At 33.0% G+C, this 17065-nt stretch carries 13 protein-coding genes; 4 read left to right on the top strand and 9 right to left on the bottom strand.

Features of this window, described 5'->3' with window-relative positions; all coding sequences use genetic code 11:
• Nucleotides 1–53: 53 nt before the first annotated feature.
• Nucleotides 54–1874 carry a TonB-dependent receptor plug domain-containing protein gene (locus AC0L4B_RS02780; protein ID WP_473438450.1) on the bottom strand — a complete coding sequence of 607 codons (1821 nt, stop codon included), beginning with the start codon at nucleotides 1872–1874 and terminating at the stop codon, nucleotides 54–56.
• A gap of 79 nt (nucleotides 1875–1953) precedes the next feature.
• Here AC0L4B_RS02780 and AC0L4B_RS02775 point away from each other — a divergent pair, with 79 nt between their 5' ends.
• Nucleotides 1954–3441, top strand: a complete 1488-nt coding sequence (locus AC0L4B_RS02775; protein WP_473438449.1) for an aminotransferase-like domain-containing protein — start codon at nucleotides 1954–1956, stop codon at nucleotides 3439–3441.
• On the opposite strand, the gene AC0L4B_RS02770 is transcribed toward AC0L4B_RS02775, so the two are convergent.
• Nucleotides 3442–3903 (bottom strand): putative signal transducing protein, encoded by a 462-nt coding sequence (locus tag AC0L4B_RS02770; protein ID WP_473438448.1) that lies wholly within the window; start codon nucleotides 3901–3903, stop codon nucleotides 3442–3444.
• Between AC0L4B_RS02770 and AC0L4B_RS02765 the strand changes: the two genes are divergently transcribed.
• Entirely contained in the window at nucleotides 3863–4072 is a 210-nt protein-coding gene (locus AC0L4B_RS02765; RefSeq protein WP_473438447.1) for a helix-turn-helix domain-containing protein, read from the top strand. The two genes, AC0L4B_RS02770 and AC0L4B_RS02765, sit on opposite strands and share 41 nt — an antisense overlap.
• Nucleotides 4073–4130: 58 nt before the next feature.
• Here AC0L4B_RS02765 and AC0L4B_RS02760 read toward each other — a convergent pair whose 3' ends face one another.
• The gene (locus AC0L4B_RS02760; RefSeq protein ID WP_473438446.1) at nucleotides 4131–5549 is read right to left on the bottom strand and encodes a flotillin family protein; all 1419 of its coding nucleotides are present in this window, start codon (nucleotides 5547–5549) and stop codon (nucleotides 4131–4133) included.
• 8 nt (nucleotides 5550–5557) lie between these two features.
• A complete protein-coding gene (locus AC0L4B_RS02755) occupies nucleotides 5558–6133 on the bottom strand; it encodes a hypothetical protein (RefSeq protein ID WP_473438445.1) in 576 nt (191 codons plus the stop codon).
• A 209-nt stretch (nucleotides 6134–6342) separates the two neighbouring features.
• Between AC0L4B_RS02755 and AC0L4B_RS02750 the strand changes: the two genes are divergently transcribed.
• Together AC0L4B_RS02750 and AC0L4B_RS02745 are read left to right on the top strand one after the other, a co-directional pair.
• Nucleotides 6343–7602 carry a Y-family DNA polymerase gene (locus AC0L4B_RS02750; protein WP_473438444.1) on the top strand — a complete coding sequence of 420 codons (1260 nt, stop codon included), beginning with the start codon at nucleotides 6343–6345 and terminating at the stop codon, nucleotides 7600–7602.
• 124 nt (nucleotides 7603–7726) lie between these two features.
• Nucleotides 7727–8167, top strand: a complete 441-nt coding sequence (locus tag AC0L4B_RS02745; RefSeq protein ID WP_028291585.1) for a LexA family protein — start codon at nucleotides 7727–7729, stop codon at nucleotides 8165–8167.
• Nucleotides 8168–8238: 71 nt separating this feature from the next.
• Here the strand turns inward: AC0L4B_RS02745 and AC0L4B_RS02740 are convergent, their stop codons facing one another.
• The 5 genes from AC0L4B_RS02740 to glmS all read right to left on the bottom strand — a co-directional run bounded on the left by AC0L4B_RS02740 (nucleotide 8239) and on the right by glmS (nucleotide 17061).
• A complete protein-coding gene (locus AC0L4B_RS02740) occupies nucleotides 8239–8517 on the bottom strand; it encodes a F0F1 ATP synthase subunit delta/epsilon (RefSeq protein WP_028291586.1) in 279 nt (92 codons plus the stop codon).
• Between the two features lie 60 nt (nucleotides 8518–8577).
• The gene (atpD, locus tag AC0L4B_RS02735; RefSeq protein WP_054852482.1) at nucleotides 8578–10086 is read right to left on the bottom strand and encodes a F0F1 ATP synthase subunit beta; all 1509 of its coding nucleotides are present in this window, start codon (nucleotides 10084–10086) and stop codon (nucleotides 8578–8580) included.
• A gap of 178 nt (nucleotides 10087–10264) precedes the next feature.
• Nucleotides 10265–11884, bottom strand: a complete 1620-nt coding sequence (locus tag AC0L4B_RS02730) for an SGNH/GDSL hydrolase family protein (RefSeq protein ID WP_473438443.1) — start codon at nucleotides 11882–11884, stop codon at nucleotides 10265–10267.
• A gap of 3 nt (nucleotides 11885–11887) precedes the next feature.
• A complete protein-coding gene (locus AC0L4B_RS02725) occupies nucleotides 11888–14725 on the bottom strand; it encodes a TonB-dependent receptor (RefSeq protein WP_473438442.1) in 2838 nt (945 codons plus the stop codon).
• 488 nt (nucleotides 14726–15213) lie between these two features.
• Nucleotides 15214–17061, bottom strand: coding sequence for a glutamine--fructose-6-phosphate transaminase (isomerizing) (gene glmS, locus AC0L4B_RS02720; RefSeq protein ID WP_473438441.1), 1848 nt, complete (start codon nucleotides 17059–17061; stop codon nucleotides 15214–15216).
• Between the last annotated feature and the right edge of the window lie 4 nt (nucleotides 17062–17065).

Here is a 17065-nt window from a genome sequence, read left to right as displayed (position 1 = left end):
CTTCAAAGTTAATAAAACGTTATTAAAAGTAAAGTATTTGTGTGTGTTACACTTTAGTTAAAGTTATAGCGCAGTCCAAATAACACGTTGCTTGGTGGCATTGGTACAAAGCCAGCTTCAATATATTCTGCATTAAAAATATTACTAGCTGTAGCTGTTAATGTAAATTGTTTTAGGCTAATATCTATAGATGCATCCCATACATTATAACTGTCACCTGTAGTACGCTCTGCATGTTTGTAAACAATATTTTGACTTACGTTTTTAAATAGTTTTGTGCTTAAACGCGATGTAAAATGATGTTTTAACGTGTTTAAAGAGTATCTAGATAAATCTTTGTTTTGGTCTAAGATGTCATCTTCTAAAAAATTATAAGCTACTGTAAATGTTTGTTTGTAGTTGTTTATTTTGAAATTATATTTAGCATCTATTTCAAACCCTTTAGTTTTGACTTCTGCAATATTGTTAGCTGTAAAGACTTCTGTAGTATTATCAGGTCTAATAAAATCTATTAAATCTTTAGCATCACGATTAAATACTGCTGCAGAAATAGAAAGTTTTTCAGTATTGTATTTTAATCCAACTTCTTGAGCAAATGCTTTTTCTGGTTCTAAGTTTTCGTTTCCAGAGGTAAAAGAATCATTGTAATACAAGTCTGTATAAGTCGGTACGCGATAGGTATAACCAATATTACCATAAGCTTTTAGGTTGTCATTAATTTTAACTCCAACATCTAATCCAGGAAAGGCGTAAAACTTAAAGTCTGAAAAATAGGTTACAGCTATACCAGGTGTAACATCTACTGTTTCATCAAATAATTTAAATTGATGTTCAAGAAACAGATTAGACATAAAACGTTGTCTGTTACCTAGATTATTACTACTTATATAAATTTTAGATAAGTCTACACCAAAACCAGTCGTTCCTAATTCAGATTTGTAAGAGGCATTTGCTTCTGCACCTATTTTATTAGTAATATGTAAGTTTCTGTATACTGTAGGATCTTCTCTTAAATAAACATATTCATCTTGATTACGTTTCCAATATAAACGAGGTTTAATAGTTAAATTATCGGTTTTAAATTTAGTTGAAAACGCTATTAAGCTATTTTGTGTTTCTTCATACTGATCTACAGCACTTGCACGAGCATAAAACCCGTTTGCTCCAAATTTACGTTCTTGAAAAGTTGTAATCATTTCAACCGCTTTTCTCTTTTTATTAAAAACGCTTTTTACAAAGTAGTTGCTATTATCATAATCTGTATTATATCTGTAGCCTTCAGAAGTCATTTTGTCTATATGTACAATGTGTGACGAGTTTTCTAAGTTGCTACCAACAGTAACTCCAGCATTAAATTGTCCAAAAGATCCAGTTTCTAATTTTGCAGAAACGGTATTGGTCAAACTGTTTTTAGTTACAATATTAATGGCTCCAGTAAATGCATTTTGACCAAATACTCTAGCAGCAGGACCTTTAATAACCTCGATACGTTCAATAACTTCAAGTGGTAAAGCAGCATTCATGGTATGATGACCTGTTTGTGCATCGTCCATTTTTATACCATCAATTAATAATAATGTTTGGTCAAAACCACCACCTCTAATATATAAATCAGCTTGACTTCCTGCAGTACCACGTCTTCTAATGTCTACTCCAGCAACTTGTTGCAGTAAATCGGCAACATTAGTTGCGGCACTGTTTTTAATATCTGAAGCAGAAATTACAGTAATGGTTCTAGAATTTTCCTTAAATGGTAAATCTATACGTGAAGAGGTTATTATTACCGAGTCTAGTTGCTGCTCTTGTTCTAGATCCTGAGCTTGTGTTGTAAGGGAAAACAAAGCTGTTAAGATGAATAAATATTTGAATGTCATAATTAATTAATTTGGTGTTTTTTTCAGGCTGCAAATTTCGTAACTTTCCGGATCACTAAAGTAGTCCAGTTTTAAAACAATGCATAGTCCGGTTGATGGTATCTTAAAATCTTTAATTCATTTTGAAAAATCGCCTAATACAGCTATTTATATTCAGATTGCACAACAAATTATTAATGCTGTTCAACGTGGGTATTTACTAGAAGGAACTGCTCTGCCAGGAACAAGAAAGTTTAGTATCTTACTTGGTATAAATCGTAATACAGCAGTTGCTGTTTATGATGAGTTGGCTTCGCAAGGTTGGGTGGATATAGTTGCTAATAAAGGTACATTTGTTTTAATGCCAGAAAAAAAGACAGCTGCAATAAAAGGTGCTTTACAGGGTTTAGAACAATTAAAAACGTATCCTAAAGTTGCAGGTTTCAAGTTTCAATCGTCTTTTAATTTAGCATCTACTGAAGAGTTTTCGGTTAGTAAATATGTTATAAACGATGGACAACCAGATTTACGCTTACATCCAACACATCAGTTTTCAAAATGGTATAGTGCTTCCATGAAGCGTTCATCTTTAATCTCTAAATGGAATCAAACCCAAGAACAGTCTTACACTAATTTTAGCAAACAATTGGGTAATTACTTAAATGCTACCAGAGGCTTTTATATAAAACCTAATAATATAGTAAGTACACGAAGTACAGAAATGAGCCTGTACATAGTGTCACAGCTTTTAATTAAACAAGGCGATGTTGTACTTGTTGGTCATTTAAGTCATTATAAATCTAATATGATTTTTCAACAAGCAGGAGCAAATATTATTACTATTCCTGTAGATGCTAACGGAATAGATGTAGATTTTATAGAGAAGAACTTTACCAAAAACAGTATTAGATGTGTGTATGTCTGTGCTCATAGACAATATCCAACAACTGTAACTTTAACAGCAGAGCGACGATTAAAGTTGTTGCAATTAGCCAAAGCTTATAATTTTGCTATTATTGAAGATGATTTTGATTATGATTTTCAATTTGATGGCTCAGCGATGCTTCCTATGGCTAGTTCTGATGGCGCAGGAGTCGTTATTTATTTAGGACGTTTAGGACAATCTTTTTTTCCTAGTTTTCAAATTGGGTTTGTTGTAGCTCCCGAAAATATTATAAATGAAGCCAAAAATTACTTGCAAATTTTAGATAAACAAGGAGATTTAATTCAGAAACAAATCTTAACCGAATTAATTTCTGAGGGTGAAATACATCGTTTAATCAAAAAAAACATCACTATTTATAAGCAACGACGTGATTATTTATGTGCATGTTTAACGACTCATTTTAAAGATGATGCTACTTGGCAAGTTCCTACAGGTGGTTTAGCGGTTTGGATAAATTTTAAGCCTAGTATATCACTTGTGAAATTAGCAGAAAAAGCAAAAATGTACGATTTATTTCTGCCAAAAACCATCTTGTATCAAAGTAAAGCTGTTTGTGCAATACGTTTAGGTTTTGGACATTTAAATGAGGGTGAAATAGAAATTGTTATTAAAACGTTGAGACTTGGTTTTGATGCTTTGTGATTATTTTACATCAAATTCAGTGTCACAATTTGCACATCTATATTTATCTTTTGAATAGAAGGGAAGCGTACCAGAAAGAAACCCAAAGACAAAAGCAAAAAAAGATTTAAGATCTTTAATGGTAGAAAACATAGCGACCTCAGTACTATTGCAATTGGGACAATGTATAGCATTACCATCATCATCAATAGAGTATTTATTAACACTTTCTAAAATATGTTGTGCTTGCATGGCATCTGTAGATAAAACCTTTAGCTTAACGCCTCCAATAGCATTACTGACCAAAGGATCTGTATCTATAGTTATATTGTCACTTAAAAATACTTGAATACCTTCAGATTCTAGTCTTCCTTTTATAATTTGTGCTTCAGCTGTATACTGAAATTTAGCTATGGTTTTAAAAGTTTGACTCATATAACAAATGATATTATGCTTGGTTAAATATACGACGTCTGGTTTCATTTTTAAAATGAAAAGTAAAGATTTAGCTGAAATTATAGGTATAACAACTGCTAATTTATCTATCCTAAAATCAGGAAAAGCTAAAGCAGTGCGGTTTTCTACTCTGGAAGCTATTTGTAAAGCATTAGACTGTCAGCCTGCAGATATTTTAGAATATATTGAAGATTAAAAAAACCTCACTGATATAAAATCGGTGAGGTTTTTTTATTTATAATTTAATAGTAAAGTTATTCGGTCTTACTATCCTCTATTATAGCTTCTTCAATACTTGATTTATCTTTTCCTTTTAAATACTCAGGTAGATCCATTCCAGCCATATTAAACATGTCTTGTAATGGTGGTACTGATTTGTACATTCCGGATAAGAAATTAGCTGTAGATGACTTTCCGTCTTCTCCTTTTCCTCCATTTTCCCAAACGGTAACTTTATCTATTTTGATATTTTTAATAGCTTCAGCTTGTGTTTTTACTAATTCAGGAAGTTTATCGGCAATTAACAATAATACAGCGTCTTTAGAGCTGTTCCCTGCAGCTTTAACGATTTGGTCTAAACCAGCAGCTTGTTTGGTTAATACTTCGTAAAGACCTTGTGCTTCGGCTTGTGCTTTAAATAAAATGGCATCAGCTTCACCCTTTGCAATTCTTCTTATGTTTTCGGCTCTTGCTTCAGCATCAATTTCTACCTTTCGTTTATCAATTTCAGCAGGTACAATTACATCAGCCATTTGAGAGGAACGTTCACGTTCTGCTCTTGCTGCTTCGGCATCTTGTTCCGCTGCATAAGATTCTTCTAAGGCTTTTGCAGTTTGTACTTTTTCTGATGCTACTGCTACACGACCAGCTTCGGCTTCACGTTGACGACGTAATGAATCTGAATTGGCAACAGCAATTTTTGCGGTATTTTCTCCTTCTACTGCTTGTGCATTTGCAGCAGCAACTTGAGATCTTTCATCTTGTAAAGCATTAGCTTCACCAATAGATCCATCTCTATTTTTTTCTGCTACAGATTTACGAGCTGCGTTAATTGCATGTGCTGCAGCTTCTTTACCTAAAGCTTCAATATAACCAGATTCGTCTACAATATCTGTAATGTTTACGTTAATTAGTTTAAGTCCAACCTTTTTTAGTTCAGATTCAACACTTTGTGATATGTTGGTTAAAAATTTGTCTCTGTCGCTATTAATTTCTTCTATATCCATTGATGCTACTACTAAACGTAATTGACCAAAGATAATCTCTTGTGCTAGCTCCTGAATGTTGTCTTGGTTTAAACCTAATAAACGTTCGGCAGCATTTTGCATAATTCCAGGTTCTGTAGATACACCAATGGTGAATCTAGAAGGGACGTTTACACGAATATTTTGTTTTGATAATGCATTAACTAAATTAACTTCTATAGATATTGGTGTTAAATCTAAGAATTGATAATCTTGTATAACTGGTAAAATAAAGGCAGCTCCACCATGAATACATTTAGCAGATTGTCCACCACCTACTTTTCCGTATACTACTAGTATGCGGTCAGAAGGACAGCGTTTATAACGTCTTATTAGCACTATTAAAAATAGGAAAATAAATAATGCAGCTGCTATAATGGTTATAGGGAAGCCTAAATTAAAAGTGTCTTGTGTGGTTTGTAAAAACATAGGTTTAATTAGTTGTTAAGTTTTTCAATGATTAATATTCCGTTTGATGTTACAGATTTTACTTTTATTACTGTACCAGTTTTTAAATCTGTTGTACTGTCTGTTAATGCTTCTAACTCTCTTAAAGCACCTTGAATCCTGACGTGGGCTTTTCCTATATTGGATCGTTTAGCGCCAACGGTTAGGTAAACTTCTCCTATTTGGTTTATAGCATTACTGTAATTAAGTGTGCCACTATCGCTTAGTTTGCGCATGTAGTAAAACATGGCAGCCATAATAGCCATCATAATAAGTCCACAAATACTAGCAATAATTATGGTTAATGGTTTGGACAATCCAGCATCTATACACGCGATACCTGACCATCCAAAAATGGTGAAAAAACCAACTAGATTTTTAAAGGTTATGAATTGAAATCCAATTCCTGTATCTGCATCAATATCTGCGTCTACATCGCCAAAATCACCTGTGTCTCCACCAATAAAAGACAGCGCTATAGTAATTATAAAAATTAATGACGCTATTAAGGCAAGGCTCCAAAATACTTTTGAAAACATCTCTAAACTAGAAAACCAATCTAACATAAGTATAAATTTTAGTGATTAAATATAGGACGTTTAAAATTGTTACACAATTAAATATGTTTTACATTTTGTTGTCTTATTTTATTGGTAGTTGATTTATTAATTTTGTTACAATTTTTTAGTTATTAATTTTTATCAGTTTTTTAAATTTAACATTTTACAAAATATTTTTTTCAAAAAATTCAAATAGTTTATGTATTTTCGCACATATGTTTGCACTTGTGGATTGTAATAATTTCTATGCTTCTTGCGAACGTGTTTTTAACCCTAATTTACAAGGAAAACCAGTCGCTATTTTAAGTAATAACGATGGTTGTGTTATCTCACGTAGTGACGAAGCTAAAGCGTTGGGTTTACCAATGGGAGCTCCTATTTTTAAATGGGAATCCTTTTGTAAAGCTAATAACGTTACTATTTTGTCATCTAATTACCCATTGTATGGTGATATGAGTAATCGTGTTATGTCCATACTTAAACAGTTTTCACCAGATATTGAAGTGTATAGTATTGACGAATCTTTTTTAGAATTTAAAGGTTTTGATAATTACGATTTAGAGGTTTATGGACAACAAATAAAAAAACGGATTTTAAAATGGACAGGAATACCAACATGTGTTGGTATTGCTCCAACTAAAGCATTAAGTAAAGTTGCAAATAAAATTGCTCGTAAATTTCCTGTTCAGACTAAAGGGGTTTATGTTATTGATTCAGAAGAAAAAAGGGTAAAAGCTTTAAAATGGTTGAAAATTGAAGATGTTTGGGGAGTTGGAAGACAGCTGTCAAAACGTTTAAAGACTAAAGGATGTCAAACTGCTTATGATTTTACAAAACTTGACGATGATTGGGTGAAACGTAATTTTTCGGTAGTAGAAGCAAGATTAAAAAGAGATTTAGAAGGGGTAACAACATTAAAACTAGATGAAGCTGTAGATCAGAAAAAAATGATTGCCACTACTAGAAGTTTTGATTTTAGTTACTCTGATAGTAGTTATATTAAAGAACGTATAGCTACATTTGCTGTTGTTTGTGCAGAAAAGTTACGTAAACAAGGGTCAAGTTGCCATGTTATTATAGTTATGTTAAAAAGTGATAAACATAAAACCGAATTAAGCCAACATCGTGCAAGTACTAGCGTAAATTTATCTTATCCAACAGATTCTTCTTTAGTAATTAGTAATTGCGCTGTTAGTGCTGTGATGTCCATTTTTAAAAAAGGTATAAAGTATAAAAAAGCAGGTGTCATTGTTACAGGGTTAGTGCCTACAGATAATCATCAGTTACATTTATTTGATACCGAAAACCCCAAACACAAACCATTAATGCAATCCATAGATGCTATTAATGCTAAATATAAAGGTGCAGCCATTAAAATAGCTAATCAAGATTTAAAACAAACCTGGAAAATGCGTCAAGACCGACTGTCACCAAGGTACACCACAAATATTAATGACATTATAGTCGTGAAATAAAATGACTTTTATAATAAACTAATCTCACTAATAATAAGTAAATTTATAAACAGAATAATTTAGATAATACAGTATGGGTTTGCTTATAGCTTATTGTAATATCAATATATAAATAGAGATAACTATGATTGCACATAAATCTGGAAGTTTAACCTTCTATACGCCAGAAACTATTGACGGAGTTGCAGGTCAATTTTTTGATACAGGAATTTCGGCAGGATTTCCTTCGCCTGCAGAAGATTTTAAAGAACATCGTTTATCTTTAGATGAAGAATTAGTGAAAAATAAAGAAGCCACTTTTTATGCAAAAGTTAGTGGGCAATCTATGATTGGAGCTGGGTTAGATGATAACGATTTATTAGTTATAGATAGAAGTCTTGAGCCAGCAAATAATAAAATTGCAGTTTGTTTTCTTGATGGAGAGTTTACGGTAAAACGATTACGTGTGTCTAAAGACGAAGTTTGGTTACAACCAGAAAACCCTAACTATCCAATTATTAAAATAACAGAGGATAATAACTTTTTAATTTGGGGAATTGTTACTAATGTAATTAAGAAGGTTTAATTTTTAAAAAATAGAGCATAAAAAAGGCGAAACATATGTTTCGCCTTTTTTATTGTGATCTAGTAAAAGTATTAGTCTGCTAATACAATTAACTTATTGTCATTCATTTCTAGCGTACCAGAATTTATTTTTAATAGTGTCGTATTATTGTTTCCTTTTGTAAATTGGTCTTCAACCTCTTTATCTAAAGTGATATTTCCCACAATTTTAACCGTACCTTCTTTTAATATAGATACAATTGGTGCGTGATTATTTAACATTTCAAACTCACCATTAATACCAGGAACAGTAACACTTGTTACTTCTCCTTTAAATAATGTCGCTTCTGGTGATACAATTTCTAAATACATAGTCTTTTAGTTTGCAGTTTGCAGCTGTAGTTTATAGTTAACTAAATACTGCTAACTAATTTATGCCTCAGCTAACATTTTTTCTCCAGCTTCAATAGCTTCTTCAATAGACCCTTTAAGGTTAAATGCTGCTTCTGGTAAATGATCTAATTTACCATCCATTATCATATTAAAACCTTTAATAGTTTCTTTAATATCTACTAAAACACCTTTAAGTCCTGTAAATTGTTCTGCTACGTGGAAAGGTTGAGATAAGAAACGTTGTACACGTCTAGCTCTACCTACAGCCATTTTATCTTCTTCAGATAATTCTTCCATACCAAGAATAGCAATTATATCTTGTAATTCTTTGTAACGTTGTAATAACTCTTTTACTCTTTGTGCACAGTCATAGTGCTCATCACCTAAAATATCAGCAGTTAAAATTCTTGAAGTAGAATCTAATGGATCTACTGCAGGATAAATACCTAGCTCAGCAATTTTACGAGATAATACTGTCGTTGCATCTAAGTGAGCAAACGTTGTTGCTGGTGCAGGATCCGTTAAATCATCCGCAGGTACGTAAACCGCTTGTACAGATGTAATTGATCCTTTTTTAGTTGAAGTAATACGCTCTTGCATAGCTCCCATTTCAGTTGCTAATGTAGGTTGGTAACCTACTGCAGATGGCATACGTCCTAATAATGCAGATACCTCAGATCCAGCTTGTGTAAAACGGAAAATGTTATCAACAAAGAAAAGTACATCTTTACCTTGACCATCTCCAGCTCCATCACGGAAATATTCTGCTATAGTTAATCCTGAAAGTGCTACACGAGCACGAGCTCCAGGTGGCTCATTCATTTGTCCAAATACAAAAGTTGCTTTAGAATCTTTCATAGCAGACTTATCTACCTTTTGTAGATCCCATCCACCTTCTTCCATAGAATGCATAAAGTCATCACCATACTTGATAATTCCTGACTCTAACATCTCTCTTAAAAGGTCATTACCTTCTCTTGTTCTTTCACCAACACCAGCAAATACAGATAATCCACCGTGTCCTTTTGCAATGTTATTAATTAACTCTTGAATTAATACTGTTTTACCTACTCCTGCACCACCAAATAATCCAATTTTACCTCCTTTTGCATAAGGCTCAATTAAGTCAATTACTTTAATACCAGTAAATAATACTTCCGTAGATGTAGATAAATCTTCAAATTTAGGAGCAGATCTATGTATTGGTAATCCAGCATCTCCAGCTTTAGGTAAATCACCTAAACCATCAATAGCGTCTCCAATTACATTGAATAATCGTCCGTAAACATCACCACCAACAGGCATTTGTATTGGAGCTCCAGTTGAAACAACTTCTGTACCTCTACTTAAACCGTCTGATGAGTCCATTGCAATAGTACGTACTGTATCTTCACCAATGTGAGATTGTACTTCTAGTACTAATTTTGAACCGTCAGCTTTATTAATTTCTAATGAATCGTAAATTTTTGGAAGTGCAGTACCTGCGTCGAATTCAACATCGATAACTGGACCTACTATTTGAGCAACTTTACCTGTAACTTTTGACATTACTTATCTGTTTAATATTATGGTATTTAATTGAAAGAAAACACCTTCTGTTTTCGCGTGCAAAGATAGGTGTTTTAATTTAATATAAAAGGGGTTTGTTAACCTTTTTTATATACGTGAAACGTCCGCTTTTTTTATTACTAAAAAGCAGACGTTTTTATTATCATTTATAATGTGTTTACTGTAATGTTGGTGAGTATGTCACGCCAAAATCTTCAGCTTTTGCAACATTACCTGAAGCGATAAAGTTTGAGCCATAGGTTGAGTCTATAGCTTCTAAAAATTTATTAGCCATTAAAGCATAGCCTCTAGCTGTTAAGTGTATACCATCTAAACTAACCAAGCCACCTGTAGCTAAACTTGTAGTTAAGTTGTAGTCATCAAACATGATACCTGTAGAAGAGGCTTGACTTAAAATTCCGTTTAAATCAACTAAAGCTAATCCTTTTGTGCTGGCAACATTTGCTATAGTAGCATTGTAAGCATCTGTAGCTGTTTGTATTTCATCTTGTTCTGAAGTCAATAACACCCATTTGTCTTCTAATGGTAAGCTTACACCTTCTACAGAAAATTGTCCAGCTAAGGCTTGTGGTAAACCTTGTCCCATTAGTGCCCCTACATTAGCTTCGTTTATAGTTCCTATAATTGAAGAACTTGGTAATACTAATAAATCAGCTGGTGTTGCTTGTCTTGTTTGTCCATAAGTAGCACCTAAAAGGTTTGCTACTAATGGTGCGGCTTGGGCTGGTAATCCAAATTGTGCTATAAAAGCTGGAAAAGTTGGACTAGCATTTAGCTGTGCGCTAATTATTGCAGATATATCATCTAAAGTTTCGTCTTTAATCACTACAGGACTTGCTTCTGTAGTAGAAAACACAATAGCTCTTGCCGGATCTACAGCTTCAAATATTGGGTTTAGTGCACCAAATATTGAGTTTAATAATGGTATTTGTGGGCCAAAATCAGGGTTTGTAGGATCTAGAGGGTTGTGAGGTACTGTTGTAAAATGTGGTAAATCTGTAATATATGGTACATTAGTAACTACTCCATTAGGTGTTACAGCAGTTAATTGATTAACCATATCGTTAAACACAAAATCAAATGTTGTTGTCGGCGTAATTGGGTTGTAATTGTCTGATGTAGTATCACTTTCTCCTCCTGAAGTGGCATAGCCTAAAACATCATTACCTCCAATTTCTGACAAAGTAAAAAATGTTGGGTTTTGTGCAATAGCATATTCTAACATTGATACTGTTTGCGAATTTGCAAAACGCCCAAAATATGGATTTAAACTAGCGTAACCATTTAAACCTATGTGCGTACTTTTAGCGCCAGGAACACCAACGTTTTTAAAAATTCTTCCATCTGTAGCTAAGCTAATTTCTATATCTGTAGTTGGTATAGCGGGTAGAACTTCTGGTCCAGTTCCATTAAAGTATAGTCTAGGATTAGCTACTATATTGTTTTGATACACTAAGCCACCAATATTATCATTCATTAATGGTTGGTTAAAAGCGCCTCCATTTGCTACAGAAAATATTTTTGATAGTGTCTTTGGGAAAGAATCTTCCTGACTAGCTTCAAATAATGCACCATCAGTAAAACCTGCAGTAAAAGATGCGCCTAATGAGACAAAAGTTGAAAAGTCTGCTGAACCACTCGTTAATGCTGGTAGATTAGCTTCTTGCGTTGGTGGTTGATCTAAAAGCTCTTCAAAATCTTCCTCGTCGCTACATGCTGTGAAGCTAATAGCTACAGCAAGTAATCCAATATATTTTATGTTTTTGAATGTTTTCATTTCTTATAAATTATTAATCGTTAATGACGCATAGTACATAGATCCAATAAATCCTGTTCCAAATGCAGTGAAGTATTCCTGACCTGTTAAGTTAGTTGCTCCAAGTTTTATAATTGACTTTAGATTTGGTATTTTATAATTAACTTGAGCATCAACTACATGAAATTCAGGGATTATACCATTTCCAAAAGTGGCTTCCCAGAAATAGTCATCACTAAATCTATATGATACATTGAAACCAAAGTTTTCAAATACGTTAGTATGTCCAAATGAAGCTTTAAATTTATGTTCAGGTGTATTAAAGTTTGTTTGAAAATCTGGGTTTCCTGCTTTATCAAAATCTTGTTTAGTAAAAGTGTAACTTCCGCTTAAATCAAATCCATTAAATACTTTAGTGGATAATCCAATGGAGGCTCCGTATGAGCTAACATCTGCACTAGAGTTTGTATACGCACTATAAGTTTGGTAATCGCCATTTGCTAATGCTGCTACTGATAAACCATTATCACCTGCTGTACCATAAAATGGAGAAATCACAACTTCTTGAGAGATAAAGTCTTCATATTTGTTATAATAAGCACTTAAGTCAACGATAATACTTTCATATTTTCCTCTATATCCAACTTCCATTGAAGTTACTTTTTCGGGTTTGATAATATCTGGGTTTGATACCTCTAATAAGGCTGGATTTCCAGTAGCTGCAAAATCAATTACTGAACTTGCTGAATAAGAGTTGTTGTAAGCTGCAGCTCCAGTTTGAGTAACTTGAGAAGGTTGTCCGTAGAAGGTTTGTCCTTCTAAACTGATATCGTAATCTCTAGTATATCTATCAAGATTGCTAGGAGCAGAACCAACTAATATAGCTCTACCTGCATCAAGTCCTATAAATAAATCCTGTGTTGTTGGATTTCTGAAACCTGTTTGCACAGATGCTCTTACATTATGATTTCTGTTTAATGTTAATGCTGCAGATAATCGAGGAGAGAAAAAACCATCAAATAACTCTGATTTGTCATATCGTCCAGATACAGTCAGCTTTAATTCTTTTTCGCCTTCAAGTTCTAGATTTTTTTGAATTTGTGAATATACTCCAAATTCTGAATATTCAATAGGACTATCACCATCTGTGTAAATTGTACCACCAGAGTTTAATTTGTATTTTCTGTATGATCCACCAACTTGAATTTCAGCTATATCTATTAAATGACTAAAGTTGTAGTTAGCATCACTGTGGAAGTATTTTGAGGCATCCTGGAATTTTGATCCTGTTGATAAGTCAGGGTCATTGATACTTTTGTTAAATGCAGCTTTAAATTCAGGTGAGCCAGGCTCGTATCTAATAATACCATCTGATTCAATTGGATTGCCATTACCATCAATGATGGGTTGTCCATTGGTATCAATATCATAATGTTCATCTGCAACATTTCTAGCATGTTTATGCTTTTGTTCATCTGTGAATCCTCCTGGATTTCCATTTAATTCAACTCCTGCATAGGCTTCGATGTAGTCTTCAAACCAATCTTGATCATTTTTCCAAGCTCTATTTATATTGATTCCAGTAAAAACCATATCGTAAGAATCTCCTGCTTTATCAGAAACTTCATAGGCTCTAACAAAAAAGTTGTCATTTCTAACTTCTAATTTATGTTGTTGTTGGAAGAAATTATCAATATTATATCTGTTAGTACCTTGATAAATTGTTGTTCCAGTACCTACTTTTCCAACATATGATAATTCTAAACTGTTATCTTCAATTGGACGATAGTATAATCCCCAATCTGCTTTTACACTCTCAGCATTGTAAGGTGTTAAATCTCTTTCGTTATACCCTGTTCTGCTAACAACTACATCAGGTATGATTCCTAAGCCAGAAGCAGCTCTAATGTTTGTTGAAACCTCGTCTCCATAGACATTGATACCATCATAATTAGTGTTTGATCTGGTTCTTGTTGGATCGATTTTGTCAACCGTACTAGTTGCTTGCCAATCTGTACCTTTTAAGTAACCAAAGTTAACTTTAGCAGCAAATTTATCATTAAACTTGTGAGCCATTCTTAAACTTAAATCGGTATAAGGATTATCACCAGCTGCTTCTTGAGAGGTGATTCCTCTTTTAAATGAAGCACTAATGCCTTCATGGTCAAACGGGTTTTTACTTCTCATGAATAAAATTCCGTTAAATGCATTTGCTCCATATAAGGCTGATGATGCTCCAGGAAGTAATTCAACACTTAAAACATCAGTTTCAGTCATACCTACTAAATTTCCGATAGGAAAATTTAATGCTGGAGTTGAGTTGTCCATTCCGTCTACTAATTGCATAAATCTAGTATTTGCAAATGTTGCAAAACCACGTGTATTAACAGATTTGAATGTTAAGCTGTTTGTGTTTACGTCTACACCTTTTAAGTTTTCTAATCCATCATAAAAATCTGCAGAAGCTGTGTTTTTAATTTCTTTTAATCCAAATCTTTCGACAGTTACAGGTGATTCAAAAATACGTTCAGGTGTTCTAGACGCAGATATTACTACTTCATCTAACGATGTACCTTCATTAAGGACGATATTAAATTTTTGATTGTTTGAAGTAACTTCTATGTCTTTACCTGTAAACCCAACACTACTTACTTGTATTTTAAATGGAGGTTTTTGATCTGTGGTTAAGACAAAGGTACCATCAAAATCAGTCGCAGTTCCTGTTGATGTACCTGCTATTACGACATTTGCACTAGGAATAGGTTGCTGACTTACGTCGTCTACCACAGTTCCTGATATTGTTGTTTGCGCGAAAGAAAGTCCACAAAAACATAACAATATAATTGAAAGGATTGTTCTCATTTTTTAGATTTAGTTAATTTAATTACGCCAATATACGTTTTTTAACTAAATTTTAATAAAAACTCACTAAAAATTATGCGCGCATAATAAGTTATTCTAAAAATAACATGGTTAAAAGTAGTTTTTTCATAAAAAAATAAAGTGAATTTTAGGGAATTGTAAACTTTGATGATACTGTAAAAAATACTTAATAATATCTGTATTTTTAATAGGTTTTATAAATTATTTAACTGTAAAGACTATTTTAAACAGATTAATAATTGATTAGATTTTTCGAGGTTAATTGTTTTAATGCTAGAACTACCTTTGATTGTAATTTGAATATCTCTGTTTTATTGTGAATAATTAAATTTTAAATTGATTTCAGTTTTTTAAATGCTATTCTTTAGAGCCTATATTCGTTAAATTTATAGTATGCTTTAAAAAAAAGAGTTCCCTTTAAGGAACTCTTTTTTTAATGAAATCTTGATTAAAGATGTATGATTTAGTTATTCCACGGTAACGGATTTTGCTAAATTACGAGGTTGATCAACATTTTTATTTAACATTACTGCAATATGATATGATAGTAGTTGAAGAGGGATTGTTGTAAGCAATGGAGTCAGTGATTCAATAGTTTCAGGAACCTCAATGATGTGGTCAGCTACTTTTTTTACATCTTCATCACCTTTGGTAACAATTCCTATTATTTTTCCCGATCTAGATTTGATTTCTTGAATGTTACTCACTACTTTTTCGTAATGACCTCTTTTCGTAGCGATTACAAAAACAGGCATCTGCTCGTCAATCAATGCGATAGGTCCATGTTTCATTTCTGCAGCAGGATAACCTTCAGCATGTATGTATGATATTTCTTTTAGTTTTAATGCGCCTTCTAGTGCAACAGGAAAATTATATCCACGTCCTAAGTATAAACAGTTTTTAGCGTCTTTATAGGTTTGTGCTACAAGTTTGATATGGTCATCTGCTTTTAAAGCCTCTTTAACTTTATCAGGGATTAACTCTAATTCTTGTAAGTGATGATGGAAATCAGAATTAGACATGCTTCCATTGGCTTTAGCTAATTTTAAAGCTATTAAAGTTAACACAGTAATTTGTGTAGTGAATGCTTTGGTTGAAGCAACACCAATTTCTGGACCTGCATGTGTATATGCACCAGCATTAGTTTCTCTTGCTATTGAAGACCCAACAACATTGCAGACTCCAAATACAAATGCACCTTTAGATTTCGCTAACTTAATTGCAGCTAACGTATCTGCTGTTTCTCCTGATTGTGAAATAGCAATAACTACATCTTTTTCTGTTATAACTGGATTACGATACCTAAACTCTGAAGCGTATTCTACTTCAACAGGTATTCTTGCTAAATCTTCAAATATATATTCAGATACTAGTCCAGCGTGCCATGAAGTACCACAAGCAACTACAATAATGCGATTAGCATTTAAAAATTTTTCGATATTATCATCTATCCCAGCCATTCTAATGATGCCTTCTTTAGCAAGAAGTCTTCCTCTGTAGGTGTCTAAAATAGCATTAGGCTGTTCGTGTATTTCTTTTAACATGAAATGTTCATAACCACCTTTTTCAATTTGTTCAAGATTTATTTTTAATTCTTGAATATAAGGAGCTACAAGTGTATCATCTTTAATTTTTCTTATTTTCACTCCCTTTTTCATACTTATAATAGCCATTTCTTCATCTTCTAAATAAATAGCTTTTTTTGTGTATTCAAGAAAAGGAGAGGCGTCACTTGCGATAAAAAATTCATCTTCACCCATACCAATAGCAAGGGGGCTACCAAGTTTTGCAACAACAACTTCATTTGGTTTATTTTTATCAAATACAGCTATAGCATATGCGCCTACTACCTGATTAAGGGCTATTTGTACTGCTTTTCCTAATTTTACTTTTTCGTTTTTCTTTACGTCTTCGATTAAGTTAATTAATACCTCAGTATCTGTATCTGAGTGAAAAGTGTAACCTCTATTAATTAATTCTTTTTTTATAGATTCATAATTTTCAATTATACCATTATGTATAATTACTAAATCTCCAGAATTTGAGTAATGAGGATGTGAGTTTACATCATTTGGTACTCCGTGAGTAGCCCAACGTGTATGTCCAATACCTACATGACCATTAGTGCTTATCTCCTTTTTGACACGATTTTCTAAATCTATTACTTTTCCTTTGGTTTTGGCTAATTTTAAATCTGTACCATCATAAAGTGCTATGCCGGCACTATCATAGCCTCTGTACTCCAATCTTTTAAGACCTTCCATTACTATAGAATAGGCTTCTCTTTTGCCTATATATCCTACTATTCCACACATATGT

The sequence above is a fragment of the Olleya sp. NP1-10 genome, from assembly GCF_055804415.1.
This window is presented reverse-complemented; position numbering and strand designations above follow the sequence as displayed.

Coding starts and splice junctions, on each gene's coding strand:
- AC0L4B_RS02780 (WP_473438450.1), bottom strand. CDS start 1,874: ATGACATTCAAATATTTATTCATCTTAACAGCTTTGTTTTCCCTTACA.
- AC0L4B_RS02775 (WP_473438449.1), top strand. CDS start 1,954: ATGCATAGTCCGGTTGATGGTATCTTAAAATCTTTAATTCATTTTGAA.
- AC0L4B_RS02765 (WP_473438447.1), top strand. CDS start 3,863: ATGATATTATGCTTGGTTAAATATACGACGTCTGGTTTCATTTTTAAA.
- AC0L4B_RS02770 (WP_473438448.1), bottom strand. CDS start 3,903: ATGAAACCAGACGTCGTATATTTAACCAAGCATAATATCATTTGTTAT.
- AC0L4B_RS02760 (WP_473438446.1), bottom strand. CDS start 5,549: ATGTTTTTACAAACCACACAAGACACTTTTAATTTAGGCTTCCCTATA.
- AC0L4B_RS02755 (WP_473438445.1), bottom strand. CDS start 6,133: ATGTTAGATTGGTTTTCTAGTTTAGAGATGTTTTCAAAAGTATTTTGG.
- AC0L4B_RS02750 (WP_473438444.1), top strand. CDS start 6,343: ATGTTTGCACTTGTGGATTGTAATAATTTCTATGCTTCTTGCGAACGT.
- AC0L4B_RS02745 (WP_028291585.1), top strand. CDS start 7,727: ATGATTGCACATAAATCTGGAAGTTTAACCTTCTATACGCCAGAAACT.
- AC0L4B_RS02740 (WP_028291586.1), bottom strand. CDS start 8,517: ATGTATTTAGAAATTGTATCACCAGAAGCGACATTATTTAAAGGAGAA.
- atpD (WP_054852482.1), bottom strand. CDS start 10,086: ATGTCAAAAGTTACAGGTAAAGTTGCTCAAATAGTAGGTCCAGTTATC.
- AC0L4B_RS02730 (WP_473438443.1), bottom strand. CDS start 11,884: ATGAAAACATTCAAAAACATAAAATATATTGGATTACTTGCTGTAGCT.
- AC0L4B_RS02725 (WP_473438442.1), bottom strand. CDS start 14,725: ATGAGAACAATCCTTTCAATTATATTGTTATGTTTTTGTGGACTTTCT.
- glmS (WP_473438441.1), bottom strand. CDS start 17,061: ATGTGTGGAATAGTAGGATATATAGGCAAAAGAGAAGCCTATTCTATA.